The 17665-nt window shown below is 67.0% G+C and carries 17 protein-coding genes; 8 read left to right on the forward strand and 9 right to left on the reverse strand.

Features of this window, described 5'->3' with window-relative positions:
• Positions 1–1341 carry a glucosylglycerate hydrolase gene (ggh, locus tag ON22_RS25905; RefSeq protein WP_033246536.1) on the reverse strand — a complete coding sequence of 447 codons (1341 nt, stop codon included), beginning with the start codon at positions 1339–1341 and terminating at the stop codon, positions 1–3.
• A gap of 402 nt (positions 1342–1743) precedes the next feature.
• On the opposite strand from ggh, the gene ON22_RS25910 reads away from it, so the two are divergent.
• Together ON22_RS25910 and ON22_RS25915 are read left to right on the forward strand one after the other, a co-directional pair.
• Positions 1744–2445 (forward strand): SDR family oxidoreductase, encoded by a 702-nt coding sequence (locus ON22_RS25910; protein WP_051158086.1) that lies wholly within the window; start codon positions 1744–1746, stop codon positions 2443–2445.
• 252 nt (positions 2446–2697) lie between these two features.
• A complete protein-coding gene (locus ON22_RS25915) occupies positions 2698–3348 on the forward strand; it encodes a DUF8020 domain-containing protein (RefSeq protein ID WP_033246538.1) in 651 nt (216 codons plus the stop codon).
• Positions 3349–3618: 270 nt separating this feature from the next.
• Here the strand turns inward: ON22_RS25915 and ON22_RS35990 are convergent, their stop codons facing one another.
• On the reverse strand, positions 3619–3915 hold the full coding sequence (locus tag ON22_RS35990; protein ID WP_081595844.1) for a hypothetical protein: 297 nt from the start codon (positions 3913–3915) through the stop codon (positions 3619–3621).
• A 464-nt stretch (positions 3916–4379) separates the two neighbouring features.
• Here ON22_RS35990 and ON22_RS25925 point away from each other — a divergent pair, with 464 nt between their 5' ends.
• Positions 4380–5024 carry a DUF8020 domain-containing protein gene (locus ON22_RS25925; protein ID WP_033246539.1) on the forward strand — a complete coding sequence of 215 codons (645 nt, stop codon included), beginning with the start codon at positions 4380–4382 and terminating at the stop codon, positions 5022–5024.
• An 87-nt stretch (positions 5025–5111) separates the two neighbouring features.
• On the opposite strand, the gene ON22_RS25930 is transcribed toward ON22_RS25925, so the two are convergent.
• The 5 genes from ON22_RS25930 to ON22_RS25950 all read right to left on the reverse strand — a co-directional run bounded on the left by ON22_RS25930 (position 5112) and on the right by ON22_RS25950 (position 10017).
• Positions 5112–5906 (reverse strand): LLM class F420-dependent oxidoreductase, encoded by a 795-nt coding sequence (locus tag ON22_RS25930; RefSeq protein ID WP_033246715.1) that lies wholly within the window; start codon positions 5904–5906, stop codon positions 5112–5114.
• Positions 5907–6074: 168 nt separating this feature from the next.
• A complete protein-coding gene (locus tag ON22_RS25935) occupies positions 6075–7511 on the reverse strand; it encodes an MmgE/PrpD family protein (protein ID WP_051158089.1) in 1437 nt (478 codons plus the stop codon).
• A 51-nt stretch (positions 7512–7562) separates the two neighbouring features.
• Positions 7563–8402, reverse strand: coding sequence for a cyclase family protein (locus tag ON22_RS25940; protein ID WP_033246540.1), 840 nt, complete (start codon positions 8400–8402; stop codon positions 7563–7565).
• On the reverse strand, positions 8399–9238 hold the full coding sequence (locus ON22_RS25945; RefSeq protein WP_033246541.1) for an HpcH/HpaI aldolase/citrate lyase family protein: 840 nt from the start codon (positions 9236–9238) through the stop codon (positions 8399–8401). The genes ON22_RS25940 and ON22_RS25945 overlap by 4 nt, the downstream gene beginning before the upstream one ends.
• Complete coding sequence (locus ON22_RS25950) at positions 9235–10017, reverse strand: IclR family transcriptional regulator (RefSeq protein WP_033246717.1); 783 nt, start codon at positions 10015–10017, stop codon at positions 9235–9237. Before ON22_RS25950 ends, ON22_RS25945 begins: the two co-directional genes overlap by 4 nt.
• A gap of 245 nt (positions 10018–10262) precedes the next feature.
• Here ON22_RS25950 and ON22_RS25955 point away from each other — a divergent pair, with 245 nt between their 5' ends.
• The 4 genes from ON22_RS25955 (at position 10263) to ON22_RS25970 (ending at position 15714) form a co-directional block, all read left to right on the forward strand.
• A complete protein-coding gene (locus tag ON22_RS25955; RefSeq protein WP_033246542.1) occupies positions 10263–11630 on the forward strand; it encodes an FAD-dependent oxidoreductase in 1368 nt (455 codons plus the stop codon).
• A 79-nt stretch (positions 11631–11709) separates the two neighbouring features.
• Entirely contained in the window at positions 11710–13170 is a 1461-nt protein-coding gene (locus ON22_RS25960) for a dihydroorotase (RefSeq protein ID WP_033246543.1), read from the forward strand.
• Between the two features lie 11 nt (positions 13171–13181).
• Positions 13182–14390 carry a CaiB/BaiF CoA transferase family protein gene (locus ON22_RS25965; RefSeq protein WP_033246718.1) on the forward strand — a complete coding sequence of 403 codons (1209 nt, stop codon included), beginning with the start codon at positions 13182–13184 and terminating at the stop codon, positions 14388–14390.
• Positions 14391–14421: 31 nt separating this feature from the next.
• The gene (locus ON22_RS25970; protein ID WP_033246544.1) at positions 14422–15714 is read left to right on the forward strand and encodes an MFS transporter; all 1293 of its coding nucleotides are present in this window, start codon (positions 14422–14424) and stop codon (positions 15712–15714) included.
• Positions 15715–15849: 135 nt separating this feature from the next.
• Here the strand turns inward: ON22_RS25970 and ON22_RS25975 are convergent, their stop codons facing one another.
• On the reverse strand, positions 15850–16161 hold the full coding sequence (locus tag ON22_RS25975) for a hypothetical protein (RefSeq protein ID WP_033246545.1): 312 nt from the start codon (positions 16159–16161) through the stop codon (positions 15850–15852).
• Positions 16158–16466: an AbrB/MazE/SpoVT family DNA-binding domain-containing protein gene (locus ON22_RS25980; protein ID WP_033246546.1), complete on the reverse strand. Its 309-nt coding sequence runs from the start codon at positions 16464–16466 to the stop codon at positions 16158–16160. Before ON22_RS25980 ends, ON22_RS25975 begins: the two co-directional genes overlap by 4 nt.
• A 108-nt stretch (positions 16467–16574) precedes the next feature.
• Here ON22_RS25980 and pip point away from each other — a divergent pair, with 108 nt between their 5' ends.
• Complete coding sequence (pip, locus tag ON22_RS25985; protein ID WP_033246547.1) at positions 16575–17546, forward strand: prolyl aminopeptidase; 972 nt, start codon at positions 16575–16577, stop codon at positions 17544–17546.
• Positions 17547–17665: the final 119 nt, after the last annotated feature.

The raw sequence follows: 17665 nt of genomic DNA on the forward strand, positions 1-17665 counted from the left end.
TCAGCCCAGCCAGTCCAGCACGCTGGCCGCCGTCCACGACTGCTGCATACTGCCCAGCGGCTCCCCGGTGAACGGTTCGTAGTACTCCGCGAAACTGCCGTCACTGGCCTGGCGCAACGCTTCGGCGCGCAGCAAGAAGGAACGCTCCGCCCAGCCGCGGTGGGCGAAAACCCAGGAGAACAGCCAGCTCATCACCGGCCAGACCGGGCCACGCCAGTACTCACGCGGGCGGAAATCCTTCGATACCGGCGATGTGGAGGGCGGTAGCGCGTACCGCAGGTCGGGGTGGCCGCAGAACCGCGGACCTTCGAAGATCCGTAGCAGGCTGCGCTCGGTGGCCCGCGGCAACCCGCCACTGATGAGGGGCGCGAACATCGCCAGCGTTTCGGTGGTGATCCAGCGGCCCAGCCGGGTGTCGTAATCGCGGGCGGCGCCGGTGCGGGCGTCGGTGGTGGCGATCACGCCGGCACGGAACCGGTCGGCCCACGCGAAGAGTTCCCGGGTATCGGCCTTCGGCTGGTGGTATTCCTCGCCGATCTGCCCCAGCACTTCGCAGGCCATGGCGAAAATCGCGGTGACGAACACATCCTCCACGGCGAAATCCATCACCGTACTCAGTTCGGCGTCGTCGTAGCGGGAGCGCCGCATCTGCTCCACCAGCCACAGGTACCGGTCGTATTCGCGGTCGGTGGGGCGCTGGGTGGGGTCGTCGATGACGAGCACATCCTCACGCCGATACGGCGGCAGATCCAAGCCGGGCGCGACATTGCCGTAGGCCCGGTCCCAGCGCGGCGAATTGTCCATCCCCGACTCCCAGCCGTGATACAGGGTGATCCGGCCGTTGCCGAGCGGGTCCCGGGCGTGTGCCAGCCAGCGATGCCAGCGCACGAGATCGGACCAGCGGCGGTTCAGGAACTCCTCGGCCACGGCGCGGGTGCTGCGGCCGTGCCGGCGCGAATGGTCCAGGATCCGCTGTACCGCGATGGCATGTACCGGCGGCTGGGTGATCCCGGAGGTATCCGGGCCGTCGGGCGCCTGAACTGCCAGCAACCGGCATTCCCAGCGGGCCGGGCCCGGGAAATAACCGTCCACGCCGTTGGCGAATACGATGTGCGGGATCATCCCGTTCTTCCACTGCGCCGAAAGCAGCGTATCGAGTTCCATCACCGCGCGTTCCACACTCAACGGCGCCAGACCCACCGCAACGAAGGCCGCGTCCCAGCTCCACATATGCGGATACAGTCGCGGGGCGGCGCTGGTCATGGTTCCCAAATCGTTGCCACGCAGCAGATATGCCGCGCGGGCAGCGAGCTGCGTCGGGGTGAAGCCGGGATGTGCCATTTCTATATCTTGCTCGCTGTCTCCCTGGCGCCCCTCGGTGCCGCGGGATCGGCGGGGCGTAGATCGGGGTATGTCCGGAGCAATTGCTCGAAGGGTGGGGGCTGTAATTTTGGAGACGCTCCGCGTCTCGAGGGTGGGGCCCTTATGGGCCCGGTTCTTCACTCCTGCGCTCCTCCGCTTCGCTCCCCCGCTCCGTCGCTCCAGAACCGGGCGGGCCCCACCCAGGGATTCAGAGGTGAACGAGGCTGGCCGTCTTTCTGGGTTCGGCGGGGTTCGGGCTGGTCATAATCTTTACCGGGGCGGGTTTCACCGGGATGAGGACACTGTTAATTCGGGTTGTCTCCGGCGCGGCGAGAACAGGGCCTGGGTCAGCGCAGATCTGTGCGGCAATAGACTTCTGCTGTGCAACGTGGAGCTGAAGGGGCCGACCGGGACCGTGCCGTCGCATTGGTCACCGGAGCGGGGCGCGGGCTGGGGGCGGCGATTGCGCGGGAGCTGGCTCCCGACCACGAGCTGCTGCTGGGCGCGCGGACTACCGCGAGCCTGGAATCGATTCTGACCGAGCTACCCGGAGCGACGGGCTGGCCGGTCGAGCTCACCGACTATCCGGCCGTGGCTGCCGCGGCGGCGCCGATCGAGCGACTCGATGTTCTCGTGCACAACGCCGGGATCGCCGACCTGGGCACTATCGCCGAATCCTCGGTACGCCAGTGGCGCGAAACGCTCGAAGCCAACCTGATCGCGGTGGTGGAGCTGACCAGGCTGCTGCTCCCCGCCCTGCGCGCGGCGCACGGTCACGTGGTCCTGATCAATTCGGGGGCCGGGCTGCGTGCGAACGCCGGATGGTCCTCGTATGCGGCCAGCAAGTTCGGTCTGCGGGCGTTCGGGGACGCGCTGCGGCTGGAGGAGCCGTCGATCCGGGTGACCTCCGTCCATCCCGGGCGGATCGATACCGATATGCAGCGCGAGATCGTGGCCGGGGAGGGCCGGACCTACGATCCGGCCCAGTTCCTGCGTCCGGAGACCGTCGCTCGTACTGTCCGGACCGCAATCGACACCCCGCGGGACGGCCATCCCACCGAGATCGTTCTGCGCCCACGCTGATCCGCCCGGACCGCTTCGCTCGGCGGATAGCTGGACATTCACCGATCCGCCGATATACAGTGCGGCCCACTACGCCTGGTACCGCGGCGTTTCCACGAAATCCGGCCACCCGCAAGCCTGCCGGAGCGTAGTGTCCCGAATGTTCGATTATGCCGGTGAGCAGGTAATTGATCCCGGCGTACCGGACAGCGTGCTCGTACCGGCTGTAAACCATCCTTTGCGACGAAGTGATCAGATCGGACGTGTGAACTCATGAGGATCCGCAAGTTTGCCGCGGCCGTCGTGCCGCTGATAGCCACCGCGACCTTCGGCGCGGCAACCGCATACGCTGCGCCCGCCACCACCCCGGATATCGGTTACCGCACCGAACTGGCCGGCGAAACCGTTATCACCTCCCTCACCCACGGCACCTTCGAACTGGACGGCGAAAACGTCGATATCGTCGACGAATCCGGTGCCACCGTGGTCACTCTGCCGCTGGCCGTACGCGAGGGCACCACCGAATACCCTCTGCCCCACGAGATCCGGGAGGAGGGTCGAGTCCTGGAGCTCACTGCGGTGAAGGACCCCGCGACAGCGCGGCCGGCCACCGAATTCGTGGCTTCACCGCAGGAGAATTTGGCGGCCCAGAACAATTTCGCATCGCAGTTCGGCATCGCGACCGCCATCGGCGGCTTCGTCGGTACCGCAATCGGCGCGCTCGTGGGTCTCACCGGAATCGTCACCGGGCCGGGCGTTGTCGCCAGTGTTATCGCCGGGGCCACCATCGGTGGGATCATCGGCACGATCGCCGTCGGCGGCCCCACGCTGGTCATTGCGGCGGTGGAGCTGGTCAACACCCTCAATGCGGCACCGGGGACCACCCAGTGGGCGCCGAAGAACCAGGCGACTCCGCAGAACTGACACCCGGAGGAATCGAACGCCGGACCCATTGCGTATTCATCGGGACCTGCCGTTGCGGCAGGTCCCGATGAATACAACCGGGGCCGGCCTGTTCAGTGAGATTCTCGATGTCCGGCCGGTCGGCACCGACGCTTGAATTTCGTCGTTTCGAGGGCCGGACGACAGGTCGAGATCGCCCCCGCACCGCGGCCCGATATGCCGCGAACAGTTGCCCGCCCGAGTAATTCCGTCGTTACCGGCAGTCGACGCGCGACGGTCGGATTCTCCGGGTCAGTGTTCGTCGTAGTGCCCGTCGTGGGGCGCGTGGCGGTGGCCGTCGTGGATGTAGTCGACATGATCGCCGTGCGGGACGGCCACGTGGCCGCAGCCCTCGCCGTGCACATGGTCATGGCTGGCGTGTTCGGTATGCGCTGCGGGCTCACATTCGTCGTAGTGGCCGGCATGCTCGCGGTGTAGGTGGCCGTCGTGGACGTAGTCCACGTGGTCGCCGTGCGGTACCGCGACATGCCCGCAGTCCGGTCCGTGTTCGTGCCTGTGTTCGGTGTGCTGAGCATGCGCCGTAGTCATGGGTGTTCCTTCTTTCCTCGAAACGGTCAGCTGGAACTACGCACACAGTTACATTATCAAGTGCGCATCAGTGCAGGTAGCCACATATTCGCCGATCTCGCGACCTGGGTCGCGAGCGACACGCATGCGGAGACCGATTCCACGCCGGAAGGCGGGTAGCGCGGTGGTTTCTCCGGATGCCAGGGCGACCGCTACCCCGACGTCTGCCACAGTCGGCGAACTGTTGCCGGCAGCCGCTCGAGCCTCGACGGCGCTTTGGTATTGCCAATTCATCCCATCTTTAAACTTTACCGGAAGAAATTCCACTAAAATATGTCGCACTTGCGCCCTCGGCGGCGTAGTGTCTCAAATGTTCGAAACCGCCGGGACCCAGCCGTTTCGGTCCGGCGGAACTCGGTCGGCGCGGCCGTCCCGACGGTCAACCACCCTTGGCGACACCGTGATCAGATCGGACATGTGAACCAATGAGGATCCGCAAGATTGCCGCGGCCGTCGTGCCGCTCATAGCCACCGCGACCTTCGGCGCGGCAACCGCACAAGCGGTACCGGCCGCCGCGCCCGATATCGGTTACCGCACCGAACTGGTGGGCAAAACCGTTGTCACCACCCTCACGCACGGCACCTTCGAGGTAGCCGGGGAAACGGTCGATATCGTCGACGAATCCGGCGCCACCGTGGTCACCCTGCCGCTGTCGATCCGTGAGGGCGGCACCGAGTACCCGCTGCCGCACGCGGTCCGCGACGAGGGCCGCGTCCTGGAACTCACCGCAGTAAAGGACCCGGCGGCAGCGCGACCGGCCGCCGAACTGGTGGCTTCCCCGCAGGAGAACCTCGCGGCCCAGGACAATCTCACCTCCCAGATCGGTCTCGCCTCCGCCATCGGCGGGCTCATCGGCACCGTTGTCGGTGCAGTTGCCGGGCTGCTCATCACCGCCGGAAGTGGCGTCGGAATACCCGCAATTCCTGCCGGGATCGTCGCAGGCGCGGCCCTCGGCGGCGTGATCGGCACGATCGTCGTCGGCGGTCCCACCCTGATCATCGCCGGGGTGGACATGGTCAATACCTTCACCGCGCCCCCGGGCACCACCCGCTGGGCGGAGGACAAGTAGGAAGCCGTCCGGTAGCGGACCCCTGAAAGCGAGTACGGCCATGTCCTGAACTGTTCAGAACATGGCCGTACTGCGTGACAGCGACTCTCAGGCGATACCGCTGACCGGCTCCGGGTTGGTCCGGTCCCGCCAGGCGACCGCCTCCCGGACCTGGGTCAGGTCGTAATCCGGCCCGTTGATCCCCACGGTGAACAGCGTCGCCCCCGCAGCGTGGTAGGCGGGCGCCGATTCGACACCCGGCCAGGCCACCGACCGCTCGATTTTCGCCGGTTCCGTACCGACCCGGGAGCAGTGCTCCTCCAAGACCTGGCTCTTGTGGGTGAACACATCCAGTTCACCGAAGCTGTGCCAGATATGGGCGTACTCGGCGACCAGCCGCAGCGTTTTCTTCTCCCCGCCGCCGCCGATGAGGATCGGGATCTCGCGGACCGGCTGCGGATTCAGTTTCCCCAGCCGCCCGGTGATCCGGGGCAGGTATTCCTTGAGCAGGTCCAGGCGGCTGCCCGCGGTACCGAAGTCGTAGCCGTATTCGTCGTAGTCGCGCTCGAACCAGCCGGAACCGATACCCAGGATGAGCCGGCCGCCACTGATCTGATCGACGGTGCGCGCCATATCGGCGAGCAGATCGGGATTGCGGTAGCCGCCGCCGGTGACCAGGGCACCGATCTCGACCCGTTCGGTCTGCTCGGCGAACGCGCCGAGCATGGTCCAGCATTCGAAGTGGGCGCCGTCGGGGTCGCCGTAGAGGGGATAGAAGTGGTCCCAGTTGAACACGATATCCACGCCGGCGTCCTCGGCCCGCAATACCGCGTCGCGAATGAGTCCGTATTCGGGGGCGTGCTGGGGCTGGAGTTGAATTCCGATCCGGACCGGTCGGCTCATCTGCATGACTCCTCGTCGTCGCGTTGATCTCCCGGACCGAGGCTACCGGCGGGGCATCGCCCGGGCCGGTTTGTTCGCGCTGGGCGCAGCGTCACCTCGCGCTGAACCGCGGCGGACCGCGTCCCCCGTTGTGCGGGGTGACGCGGTCCGCTGCGAGGCCGGGCGGGATCAGCCGCGCACGGCAGCCATGAGGGTTTCGAGAGAATCGGCCGCGGGGAGCGCGAGCGCGTAGCCGGCGACGGTACGGGCCGCTTCCGGCGTCAGCCGGTCCTCGACATTGAGATCGAACTTGAGGGTCAGTTCGTCGTCGGAGAGCGGATTCGCCGGGCCGCCGCGGTTGTGGTCCACCCGGGCCTGATGCCAGGCTCCGTCGCGGGTGCGCACCCGCAGGACCGCCGGGAACTGGTGCGGGTAGATCTCGTCGCACCGGTCGTCGCTGTGGCTGGTGACCAGCCGGGCCAGTTCGAGGGTGCGCGGATCCTTCGCTGCCTCATCGGTGAAATCGGCATGCCCCACACCGAGACCCGAGCCGCCGAGCAGCGCGCGCGCCACCGTGAACGGGCCGGAGAATGCCGCGTGATAGCCCGATTCCGGGGCGGCCTTCGCCGCGGGCGGTTCGGCAATGGTGCGCAGGACCGGTTTCGGTACGCCCAGTTCGATTTCCACGATATCGGCGGGGTCCACATCGCGACGCAGGATACGGGCCGCGTCGATACCCGCGTGGGTGAAGTGATTGCAGGGGTAGGGCTTGAAGAAGATGCCGGGGAGTTCCCAGTGGTCGCCGAGCCGATCGAGAACTTTCGCGGTGTCGGCGCGGTCACCGCAGAAGGCGTGCAGGAAACCGAAGCGGCCTTCGATCACCGTGGGCGGACCGGTCAGACCGTGCCGGGCGAATTCCGCTGCAGTGACAGCGGAATGGGCGGCCCAGCCGCAGTGGGCACGTTTGACGGTGCCGCCGGTTCGGTTGGCCTCCAGCAGGCCCGCGCCGAAGCTGGCCGCGATACCCATGGCATCGGCAATACCTTCGACATCCAGGCCGTACAGCATGGCCGCGGCGGCGGCCGACCCGACGGCACCACAGATGGACGTAGCGTGCTGGCCGCGTTCGAAGAACTCCGAATTGCCGAGTTCTTCGTCGTAACCGCCCATACCGAGCCGGACGGCGATTTCGATACCCACGCCCGCGGCGTCGAGGACGGCGGCACCCGTGGCACCGGTCGCCTCACCGACCGCCAGGGCGGCGGGGACCACCGACGCCGAGGGGTGCAGCACCGACGGGAGGTGCGTGTCGTCGGAATCCATCGAATGGGCGAGGGTGCCGTTGACCAGGGCCGCAGTGGCGGCGGGGAATTGTTCGCCGGTGCCGATACCGGTGGCGCGGGGAGCACCGGCCCAATCGCGGGCCACTGCGGTGACCGCTCGGGCCGAGGGCTGGTCGTGTGCCGCGAGGGAGTTGCCGAGAACGTCCAGGACGCGGCGGGCCACGTCGGTGCGGAGGTCGCCGGGGAGCCCTTCGGTGCGGGTCCGGACGGCCAGCGCCGCGAGGCGGCCGACAACGGTGTTCTCCAGATCGTGGCGAGTGTTCGCGCCGCGCTGATCAGGCATTACAGAATCCTCCGTGGTTACGTTTCACTGCCGCTTCCGGGCCCGATCGGCTCATTTGGCGACTACCGCGACCGGGCGCACGGGCGAACCGGTGCCGCCGGTGATCCGCAGCGGCGCCATGACGAAGGTGAACTCGGTGAGGCCGCGTTCGCTCGCCGCCTCCAGGTTCAGATGCTCGATGATATGGATCCCGTTCTCCACCAGCAGCACCCGGTGCACGGGGAGCACGCTGTGCCCCTTACCTGCCGGAATGTGTTCGAAAGCAGTGGTATCCGCACCGGCCGCGACGATTCCCGCGTCCGCCAGCCACTGCGCCGCGGCCACATCGGGACCCGGAACACCGTCCTGCTGGCCGAGATAGCGTGGGGCGTCGTCGAAGTGCCGGGCCCAGCCGGTGCGGATGAGCACGACATCGCCGCTGCGCGGAGTCACGCCGGCAGCGTCGGCGGCATCGCGCAGATCCTGTTCCGTAACGGCCTGGCCTGCCTCGAGGGCGTCGACGCCGCGCACCCGCGGAATATCCAGCAGCACACCGCGGCAGAGCATGAAAGGGATGTTCTCCGCGCCGTGTTTCGAATGGCGGCCGCCGCGCTGCGCTTCCTCGGCGTCGATATCACCGTGCAGTTTGCCGCAGTGGCTGACATGCGAGAGGGCGTCCACATGGGTGCCCACGTGACCACCGGTCACGATGATCTCGTTGGAGGCCGAGCCGCCGTCGGGGCGGACCATATCGCCGTGCCGGCGGATGAGGGTCATCCGGAAACCGGGGTGGTTGGGCGAACACGGCATACCGGTCGTATACGGATGCCCGAGCTCGACCACGTCGAGTTCGCTGCCCACCACGGCGTTCAACAGGGTGTCGGGGCCCGCGGTGACGGTTTGTTCGGTCATGCTTTCACTCCTCGTGCTGCTGTGGCCTGCGCTCGATCGAGGACCACGCGGGCGTTGGCGACCACGGCGGGGTCGATGAATCTGCCGTTCTCGTCGAGAACCGCGGATTCGCCCGCCGCCATGGACGCGGCCGCGCGGTCGACGATCCGGCGCGCCCGGTCCTGTTCCTCTGCCGTCGGCGTGTAGGCCGTATTGACGATGTCGATCTGATTCGGGTGGATGACGGAGCGACCGAAGAACCCCTGGGCGCGGCCGGCCCGCGAGGTTTCGGCCAGGCCTGCGGAATCATCCACAGCCGTCCACACGCTCTGCACAGGTGAAGACAGGCCGGCCGCCCGGGCCGCGGTGACGATCCAGCCGCGCGCCCAGGCCAGCCCTTCGGGTTCGGTGCGCATATCGGCGGCGAGATCCGCTTCGCCCAGCGCGATTCCGGTGACCCGCGGGTGACAGCGGGCGATTTGGGGGGCGGCGAGCAGGCCGGCGGCGGATTCGATGGTGGCATGTACTGGGCAGCGAAGGCGTTCCGCGGTGGCGGCCACCGATTCCGGGTCGTCGGATTTCGGCAACCGGACCCCCGCAGGTTCAGGCCCATCGGCAAGTGCGGACAGTTCGCGATCGAGCCATTCCGACCCGATCGCGTTGAGCCGCAACCACACCTGCCGTTCCGGCGGCGCCGCCCACAGGGCTTCGAGTGCGTTGGCGAGCGCCTGGTCCTTCGCGCCGACCGGAACCGCGTCCTCGAGGTCGATCACCACGGCATCGGCGGCGCTGTCGATGGCCTTGCCGATCCGGTCCGCGCGGTGTCCCGGTACGTAGAGCCAGCTCCGCGGGGTCATTTCACTGTCACCGCCGACCGGTAGCCGAGGGCGCGGGACACCCGCTGGGCCGCTTCGCGCAACGCATTCTCGTGCCGGTCGCAGGCTTCCTCGGTCATCCGGTAGCTCGGTCCACAGACCGAAACCGAGCCGATCACCGCGCCGTCGGCGCCGAACACCGGCGCCGCGATCGAGCCGGCGCCTTCCTGCCGTTCACCGGTCGACCGGCACACCCCGCGTTCCCGGGCTTCGCGCAAGGCCGCGCGCAGGGAGTCCGGGTCGATGATGGTGGTGGCGGTGAGGCGCGGCAGCGGCCGGGACAGCAGATCTTCCTGCTCGGCCTCGGAGAGGTAGGCCAGGATGATCCGCCCCGACGAGCCGCTGTGCAGTTCGAAGCGGCGGCCGAGTTCCACGGTCATTTTGATTTCCTGCGTGCTCTCGACCTGGTCGAGGTATACCCGCCCGCCCGGCAGGCGTCCGGTCACCGTGGCGGTCTCGCCGGTGGTGCGCTGGAGTTCGACGAGCGCTTCCCGGGCCATCCGGCGCAGCGGGGAGACGTCCAGCGCCCGTGCGCCCAGGGTCGCGGCGGCCGGACCCAGCAGGTAGCGGCGGGTTTCGGGCTCGTAGAGCAGCAGACCGCATTCCACGAACGTCGTGACTATGCGGTGCGCGACGGCCTTGGAGATACCGGTCGAGCGGGCGATCTCCGAGACGCCGAGTGCGCTGGACCGCCGGCCGAACTCGAGCAGTACCTCCGCTGCCCGTGCGGCGGATGTGGTGCCGCCACTCGTGGGCTCCATCGTGGCTCCGTTCTCCGGGGTGGATTCGTGTTCCGCCGGCCCCGCCGCATGGGACGAGACCGACCAAGCGCTGAACAAGTTGTACCGCTTAGCGAAACGATTGTCTAGCCACCGTCTGCGACGGCGTACCGAGTTTCCAGCGAGTAAATCCCTCCAACAGGCACTTGTGTACAGATTGCCGAACGTGCATAGTGCAGGGGACCACATTCTTGCGTTCCGCTTGCCGGAACACGATAGGAGGAAGCGTGGACGGTCCGGATTTCGATCTCGTCGTCGCCGGTGCAGGCGGCGGACTGGTCGCTGCGCTGCGCGCCGCCGAACTCGGCGCGAATGTCCTGGTGATCGACGCCGACGAGCACTTTCAGCGCGGCAACAACACCTCGATGTGCACCGCGATGATCCCTGCTGCCGGAACCCGCTGGCAGGAAGCGGCCGGAGTCCAGGACAGCCCCGGCCGTTTCCTTGACGACATCGCCCGCAAAACCGGTGGCACAGCCGACCCTCGCGTGGCCCGCGCCCTCGCCGAAACCAGCGCACAACTGGTCACCTGGCTGGCCGACAACCAGGAACTCGAACTCGAACTGGTCACCGATTTCCGCTACCCCGGCCACACCGCCGACCGCTGCCACAGCATCCCCGGCCGGCACGGCTCCCGGCTGCTACGGCATCTGGTACAGCGTGCGCAGGCACATCCCCGGATCGAGCTCATCGCGCCCATGAGCCTGCGTAACGTGCACACCAGCGGCGGGCGGGTCACCGGGGTCGAGATCGCCACCCCCGACGGCAACAGTGAAAATCTGACCACCCGAGCCGTCCTACTGGCGACGAACGGGTTCGGCGCCGATCGCGACCTCGTCCGCCACCACCTGCCCGAAATCGCCGGCGCCCACTATCACGGCGGCCAGTTCAGCCGCGGTGATGCGCTACGGATCGGCGGCGAACTGGGTGCCGACAGCGCCTTCCTCGACGCCTACCAAGGACATGCCGCGCTGTCCTCGCGCAGCCAGACGCTCATCGGCTGGGCGACCGTCGTGCACGGTGGCGTCATCGTCGACAGCACCGGCCACCGCTTCGCTCCGGAAACCACCGGCTACTCCGAGTTCGCCGCCATCCTCGCCGGCCGTCCCGGCGGTACCGGCTGGATCATCATCGACGAGCACATCGAGGAACTGTGCTCGGTATTCGACGATTTCCGCACCGTCGCCGAGAGCGGATCGCTGATCCGATCCGCCACCGCGACCGGGCTGGCCGAGAGCATCGGGGTGCCCGCGGCCGCGCTCGACGACGAACTCACCGCGGCCCACCGCGCCGTCGCCGGGGACGAACCCGACCGCCAGGGCCGCACCGACGCCCGCCATCCGCTGACCGCGCCCTACATCGCGATCGCCATCACCCCCGCCCTCTTCCACACCCAGGGCGGTCTCGTCGTCGACGAACACGCACGAGTACTCGCCGGCGGCACGCCGATTCCCGGCCTGTACGCCTCCGGCGGGGCCGCCATCGGTATCTCCGGCCACGGCGCCGGCGGTTACCTCGCGGGCAACGGCCTCATCACCGCACTCGGTCTGGCCTTTCTCGCCGCCGAGCATGTGCGCAGCGCCGTCGCCGTCTGACAGCTCATTGCTGCCTGACAACACCGGCAAGCCCGCCCGCACAACAGAACAACTGTCCAGATATTCGCCAGGAGAAGAAATGACCACCTACCTGATCAAGAACGGCACCGTCGTACGCACCGAGGACACGGCTCCCGCCGAGGGCGAGCTCGCGGATGTCCTCGTCGTCGACGGCAAGATCGCGGCCATCGGCCCCGATCTGAACGCCGAAGGCGCCGAGATCGTCGACGCGACAGGCAAACTGGTCTTTCCCGGCGTTGTCGACGCGCACCAGCACTGGGGTATCTACAACCCGCTGTCCGAGGACACGCAGACCGAATCGCGTGCCAGTGCGCAGGGCGGCGTGACCACCGCGCTCACCTATATGCGCACCGGCCAGTACTACCTCAACAAGGGCGGCGCCTACGCCGATTTCTTCCCCGAGGTACTGGACGCCTCCGCGGGCCGCAGCTATATCGACTACGCCTTCCACCTCGCGCCGATGTCGAAGCAGCATATCGGCGAGATCGGCGACCTGGCCTCGGGCCAAGGCGTCACCTCGTTCAAGATCTTCATGTTCTACGGCAGCCACGGCCTGCACGGCCGCTCCGCCTCACAGAGCGATTTCCTGATGATCCCCGAGGATGAGCGCTACGACATTGCGCATTTCGAGTTCGTGATGCGCGGGGTGCAGAAGGCCCGCGAGCAGTTCCCCGAACTCGCCCCGCATATCTCGCTGTCGCTGCACTGTGAAACCGCCGAGATCATGAGCGCCTACACCAAGCTCGTCGAAGAAGAAGGCAAACTGACCGGGCTCGCCGCCTACAGCGCTTCCCGCCCGCAGCATTCCGAGGGCCTCGCGGTGACCATCGCATCCTTCCTCGCCGACGAAACCGGCCTGCCGAATATCAATCTGCTGCACCTGAGTTCGGCCAAGGCGCTGAAGGCCGCCATGAAGATGGCCGAAGCGTTCCCGCACGTGAACTTCCGCCGCGAAGTCACCATCGGCCATCTGCTCACCGATATCGACAACGCGAACGGCCTGGGCGCCAAGGTGAATCCGCCGATCCGCCCGCGCGAGGACGTCGAGGCGCTGTGGGAGCATCTGCTCGCCGGCAATATCGACTGGGTCGTCTCCGACCACGCCTGCTGCAAGGACGAGGTGAAATTCGGCGAGGACCGCGACGATGTGTTCGCCGCCAAATCCGGTTTCGGCGGTACCGAATACCTGCTGCCCGGCCTGATCACCGAGGGCCGCAAGCGCGGACTGTCGCTGCGCCGTATCGCCCAGCTCACCGCCTCCAACCCCGCCGACCGCTACGGTCTGCCCGGTAAGGGCCGGCTCGCCGAAGGCGTCGACGCCGATATCGCGATCGTCGACCCCAACCGCACCTGGACCGTGCGCGCCGCGGATTCCGAATCCACCCAGGAATACACGCCGTTCGAAGGTTTCGAACTCGGCGCCGCCGTCACCGACACCTTCGTGCGCGGAAACCGGGTCCTGGCCGACGGTGCGGTTACCGGCGAACCCACCGGCCGCTACATCTCCCGGCCGTACTGAGAGGTGTGCAGTTGACTGCCGAGAAACAGCCGACCGGCCCGCTGCGCGGTATCAAGGTCCTGGATGCCTCCACCATCCTGGCGGGACCGCTGACCGCGCAGATCCTGGGCGATTTCGGTGCCGAAGTCATCAAGATCGAACATCCGCAGAAACCGGACGGGATGCGCGGGCACGGTCTCGACAAGGACGGGATCCCGCTGTGGTGGAAGATGGTCAGCCGCAACAAGCAGACCGTCACCCTGAACCTCAGCACGCCCGACGGGCAGGCGATCTTCCGGGATCTGGCCGCCGAGGCCGATGTGGTGGTCGAAAACTTCCGGCCGGGGACATTCGAACGCTGGGGTCTTTCCTACGCCGAACTGTCCGAACGTAATCCCGGCCTGATCATGTTGCGGGTCACCGGCTTCGGCCAGCACGGCCCGTACGCGAAACGTCCCGCGTTCGGCACGCTGGTGGAATCGATGAGCGGTTTCGCCCATCTCACCGGCCAGCCCGACGGGCCACCCACCCTGCCCGCCTTCGGGCTCGCCGATTCCATTGCCGGCGTCGCCGGTTCGTCGGCGGTCTCGATGGCACTGTTCGAACGCGAACGCAACGGCGGCACCGGCCAGGAGGTCGACCTCGACCTGCTCAGCCCGATCATGACCGCCGTCGGGCCCGGCGTGATCTACGCCGACCAGCTCGGCATCGACCAGCAGCGCACCGGAAACAGGTCGCAGAACAACGCTCCGCGCAACCTGTACCGCACCGCCGACGATCACTGGCTGGCGATCTCCACCAGCGCGCAGGCCATCGCCGAACGCGTGATGCGGCTCGTCGGGCATCCCGAAGTGATCGACGAGCAATGGTTCGCCACCGGGCGCACCCGCGCCGAACACGCCGACCTCCTCGACGAATACGTGGGCGGCTGGATCGCCGAACGCACCCGCGACGAGGTCACCACCATTTTCGAAGAAGCCGGCGCCGCCGTGGCGCCGGTCTACCGGCCGAGCGATCTGCTGAAAGATCCCCAGGTCGTCGCCACCGACATGGTCACCACTGTCGACGACGACGAACTCGGCCCCATGCGCATGCAGAACGTCATGTGGCGCATGACCCGATCCCCCGGTGCGATCCGTCACACCGGCCGACCCGCCGGTGCCGATACCGACAAGGTCCTCACCCACCTCGGGCGTACGCCCGAGGACATCGACGACCTGCGGGCCCGCGGGGTCATCTGACCCCGCGACTGCTTCATCCGAGGAGTTCCCTATGAAATCGCGTTGGTGGACAATCACCATCATTCTGGGCCTGGTGGTGGTGAATTACGTCGATCGCAGCGCCATCTCGTACGCGGCCACCGATCTGCGTGCCGAATTCGGCATCACAGACGGTCAGTACGGCGTGATCAGTTCCGCATTCTCGATCGGCTATATGCTGTTCGCCCTGCTCTCCGGGCCGCTGGTCGACCGGTACGGGTCCCGGAAAGTGCTCATGGTGGGCATGTTCATCTGGGCCGCCGCCACGGCACTGACCCCGTTCGCCGGTGGCTTCATCGGCCTCATCCTGCTGCGCATCCTCCTCGGAGCCGGTGAAGCACCCTGCTTCCCGGCGGCCACCCGGCTCGCCAGCCGCTGGCTGCCCGCCCACGAACGAGGTAAAGCACTCGCCCTCATCGGCGGTGTCGCCGTCTCCGGCAGCCTGCTCATCGGTGGCCCGATCCTCACCCAGCTGATCTCACTCACCGGCTGGAAGGGCATGTTCTGGGTGCTCGCGGTCGCCGGCATCGTGTGGGTGGTCGTCGCCTACCCCTTCCTGAAGAACTCGCCCAGCGAGGCGTCGTTCGTTTCGAAGGAAGAACTGGATTACATCCGGTCCGGGCAGGCCGACGGCGAGGACAGCGGTCAAGAATCCAGCACCGACTGGGGCGAGATCCTGCGCAACCGCAACCTGTGGCTGGTCGGCCTCGGCTACTTCGCCTGGGGATTCATGTTCTGGGCGTTCATGTACTGGCTCCCGCAGTACCTGGAACACGAATTCGGCCTGTCCATCAAGGAAGTCGGGGCGTTCTCGGTGGCGCCGTGGGCGGCCGGTGTGGTCGGTGCGCTGCTCGGCGGCATCCTCGTCGACCGCGTCTACAAACGCACCCAGAGCATCCGCTCGCGGTTCGTGATCATCGGTGTGGCATTGCTGCTCGCCGGTATCTCGATCGTGCCGATCCTGTTCTTCGGCAGCAACCTCACCATCGCGTTGATCTGCATCTCGGCCGGTGTCGGCTTCGGGTTCGTCACCGGCGGTATCTGGTGGGTCGCCTCGATCGACGCGGCACCCACCCAGCCCGGCACCGCCGCCGGCTTCGCCGACGCCTGCTTCGCCCTCTCCGGCATCATCGCGCCGTCGGTGATGGGCTTCATCGTGGGTAGCACCGGAACCTACAACGGCGGTTTCGTCGTCATGACTGCCCTGTGCCTGATCGGTGCCGTGGCAATGCTCTTCTTCACCAAGGAGCCGGAACGCACACCTCTCGACACCGACCCGGAAGGTGACCTCGCCCCCGCGAAATAACCCACGTCCGGTGTGCCCATCGCATACCGGTTCGGATGGCACCGCGTGATCGATGAGGGTTCACGCGGTGCCGTCACACCGAACTCCGGCGCCGCTCTCGCCTCCCTCCAGAGAGCGGCGCCGGACGCGTGGGCATCAGGGGTTCTTGAAGACGTCGTGATCGCCCACGCGCCGCCAGCGGCAGCGCAGCTCACCATCGACGGTGACCAGCTCAAATGTCGCACGCCCATCCGGGCTGGTGAACGACCAAGTCATCTCCAACACCCCAGGGGCCGACCGCACGGATTTCACACGCAAAGCGGCGGGCCATGGCGTCGTCGGATCCTTTGCATAGGCATCGCAGGCCGGCGCAAACTTCTCCCGGACAACGGCCTTGAATGCAATTGCATGCTCACGTTTGAGCCGCCGGTAATCGCCGTCGAATGCCGGGGTTGTCTCGAACTTCACTCGGCGTCGAGCTGGTCGAGATGGTCGAGGAAGTCCTCGGTGGACTCGTGAATCGTCACGCGGCCGGCAGCAACGTGCTCGTCGACCTCGAGTTCGCGTTCCTGCCAGCGCTCAGCCCAGAACCAGCGCTGATCCGCGGGCACCGGTAGTGCGGCCCGCAGCTCGATCACACCGTCATCACGCTCGGTCATCTCCAGCTGTGCGCCCGGCTCGTCCAGGTGCAGCCGACGGCGGACGTCCGCGGGCAACGCAATCGTGCCGCGGCCCTGGACGCCGAGGTAACGGCGTTTTGTCGGTGCGCTCATGTCGACCAGTATACGCCGCCGGGCGGAATAGCAGCAATGTTGCAAAGCGGTATTGCCGGTTGTCCGAGTCAACGTAAGTAACCACGAGTTTCGCTACCGTTGGCCGTTATGCCGACCACGCAGCCGAAACTGCCGTTCCCCGATAGCGATCCCTATGCGTCCGGGCTGCTCGATGTCGGCGACGACAACCAGGTGTATTGGGAAACGAGCGGGAACCCGCACGGGCGACCCGCTCTCGTCGTGCACGGCGGCCCCGGCGCCGGCGGCAGCCGCGGATCGCGCCGGACATTCGACCCGGACGTATTCCGGATAGTGCTGTTCGACCAGCGTGGCTGCGGCGAGAGCCGGCCGCACGCCTCGCTCCCGTCGACCGATATGGCGCACAACACCACCGAACACCTGATCGCCGATATGGAGCAGCTGCGAGAACATCTCGGTATCGAACGCTGGCTGCTCTATGGCGGTTCGTGGGGTTCCACCCTGATCCTCGCCTACGCGCAGCGTCACCCCGAGCGAGTCAGCGGGATCGTGCTGGTCGGCGTGACGATGACCCGACCGCACGAAGTCGACTGGCTGTACCACGGCCTACGGTTGTTGCTCCCGATCGAATGGGAGCGGTTTCGCGATGGTGCGCCCGCCGAAGATCGGGACGGAAACCTCGTCGAGGCGTATCGGCGGCTCGTGGAAAACCCCGCCCCCGCAGTCCGCGAGAAGGCAGCACTCGACTGGTGCGCCTGGGAGGACGCCGTCATCGCCCACGAAACACTCGGTGCACCCGGCCAGTACACTGCGCAACCGGATGCCGCCCTGATGGCATTCGTCCGCATTTGCACCCATTACTTCGCACGCACCGCCTGGCTCGGCGACGGCCAACTATTGCGCGATGCACACCGACTCGCCGGAATACCGGGGGTACTCATCCACGGCCGCCTCGACTTGTCCGCACCACTGCGCACGGCCTGGGAACTCGCTCGCGCCTGGCCGGACGCCGAGCTCCGGGTTATCGACGACTCCGGCCATACCGGCAGCCCGGCCATGCGCACCGCAATCTTCGAAGCGATCGACCGATTCGCCCGTTGACCCGGCCTTCTCCAGGTTTGCGACCCGGGCGGCACACGTCACTCGGCGCGAGCTTGCGCTCGAGTCCCCTACCGACCGCTGCTCGCGGACCCGCTCTGCTCCGCAGCCCAACTTTGCGA

The sequence above is a fragment of the Nocardia carnea NBRC 14403 genome (genome assembly GCF_000308515.1).
Classification (GTDB): domain Bacteria; phylum Actinomycetota; class Actinomycetes; order Mycobacteriales; family Mycobacteriaceae; genus Nocardia; species Nocardia carnea.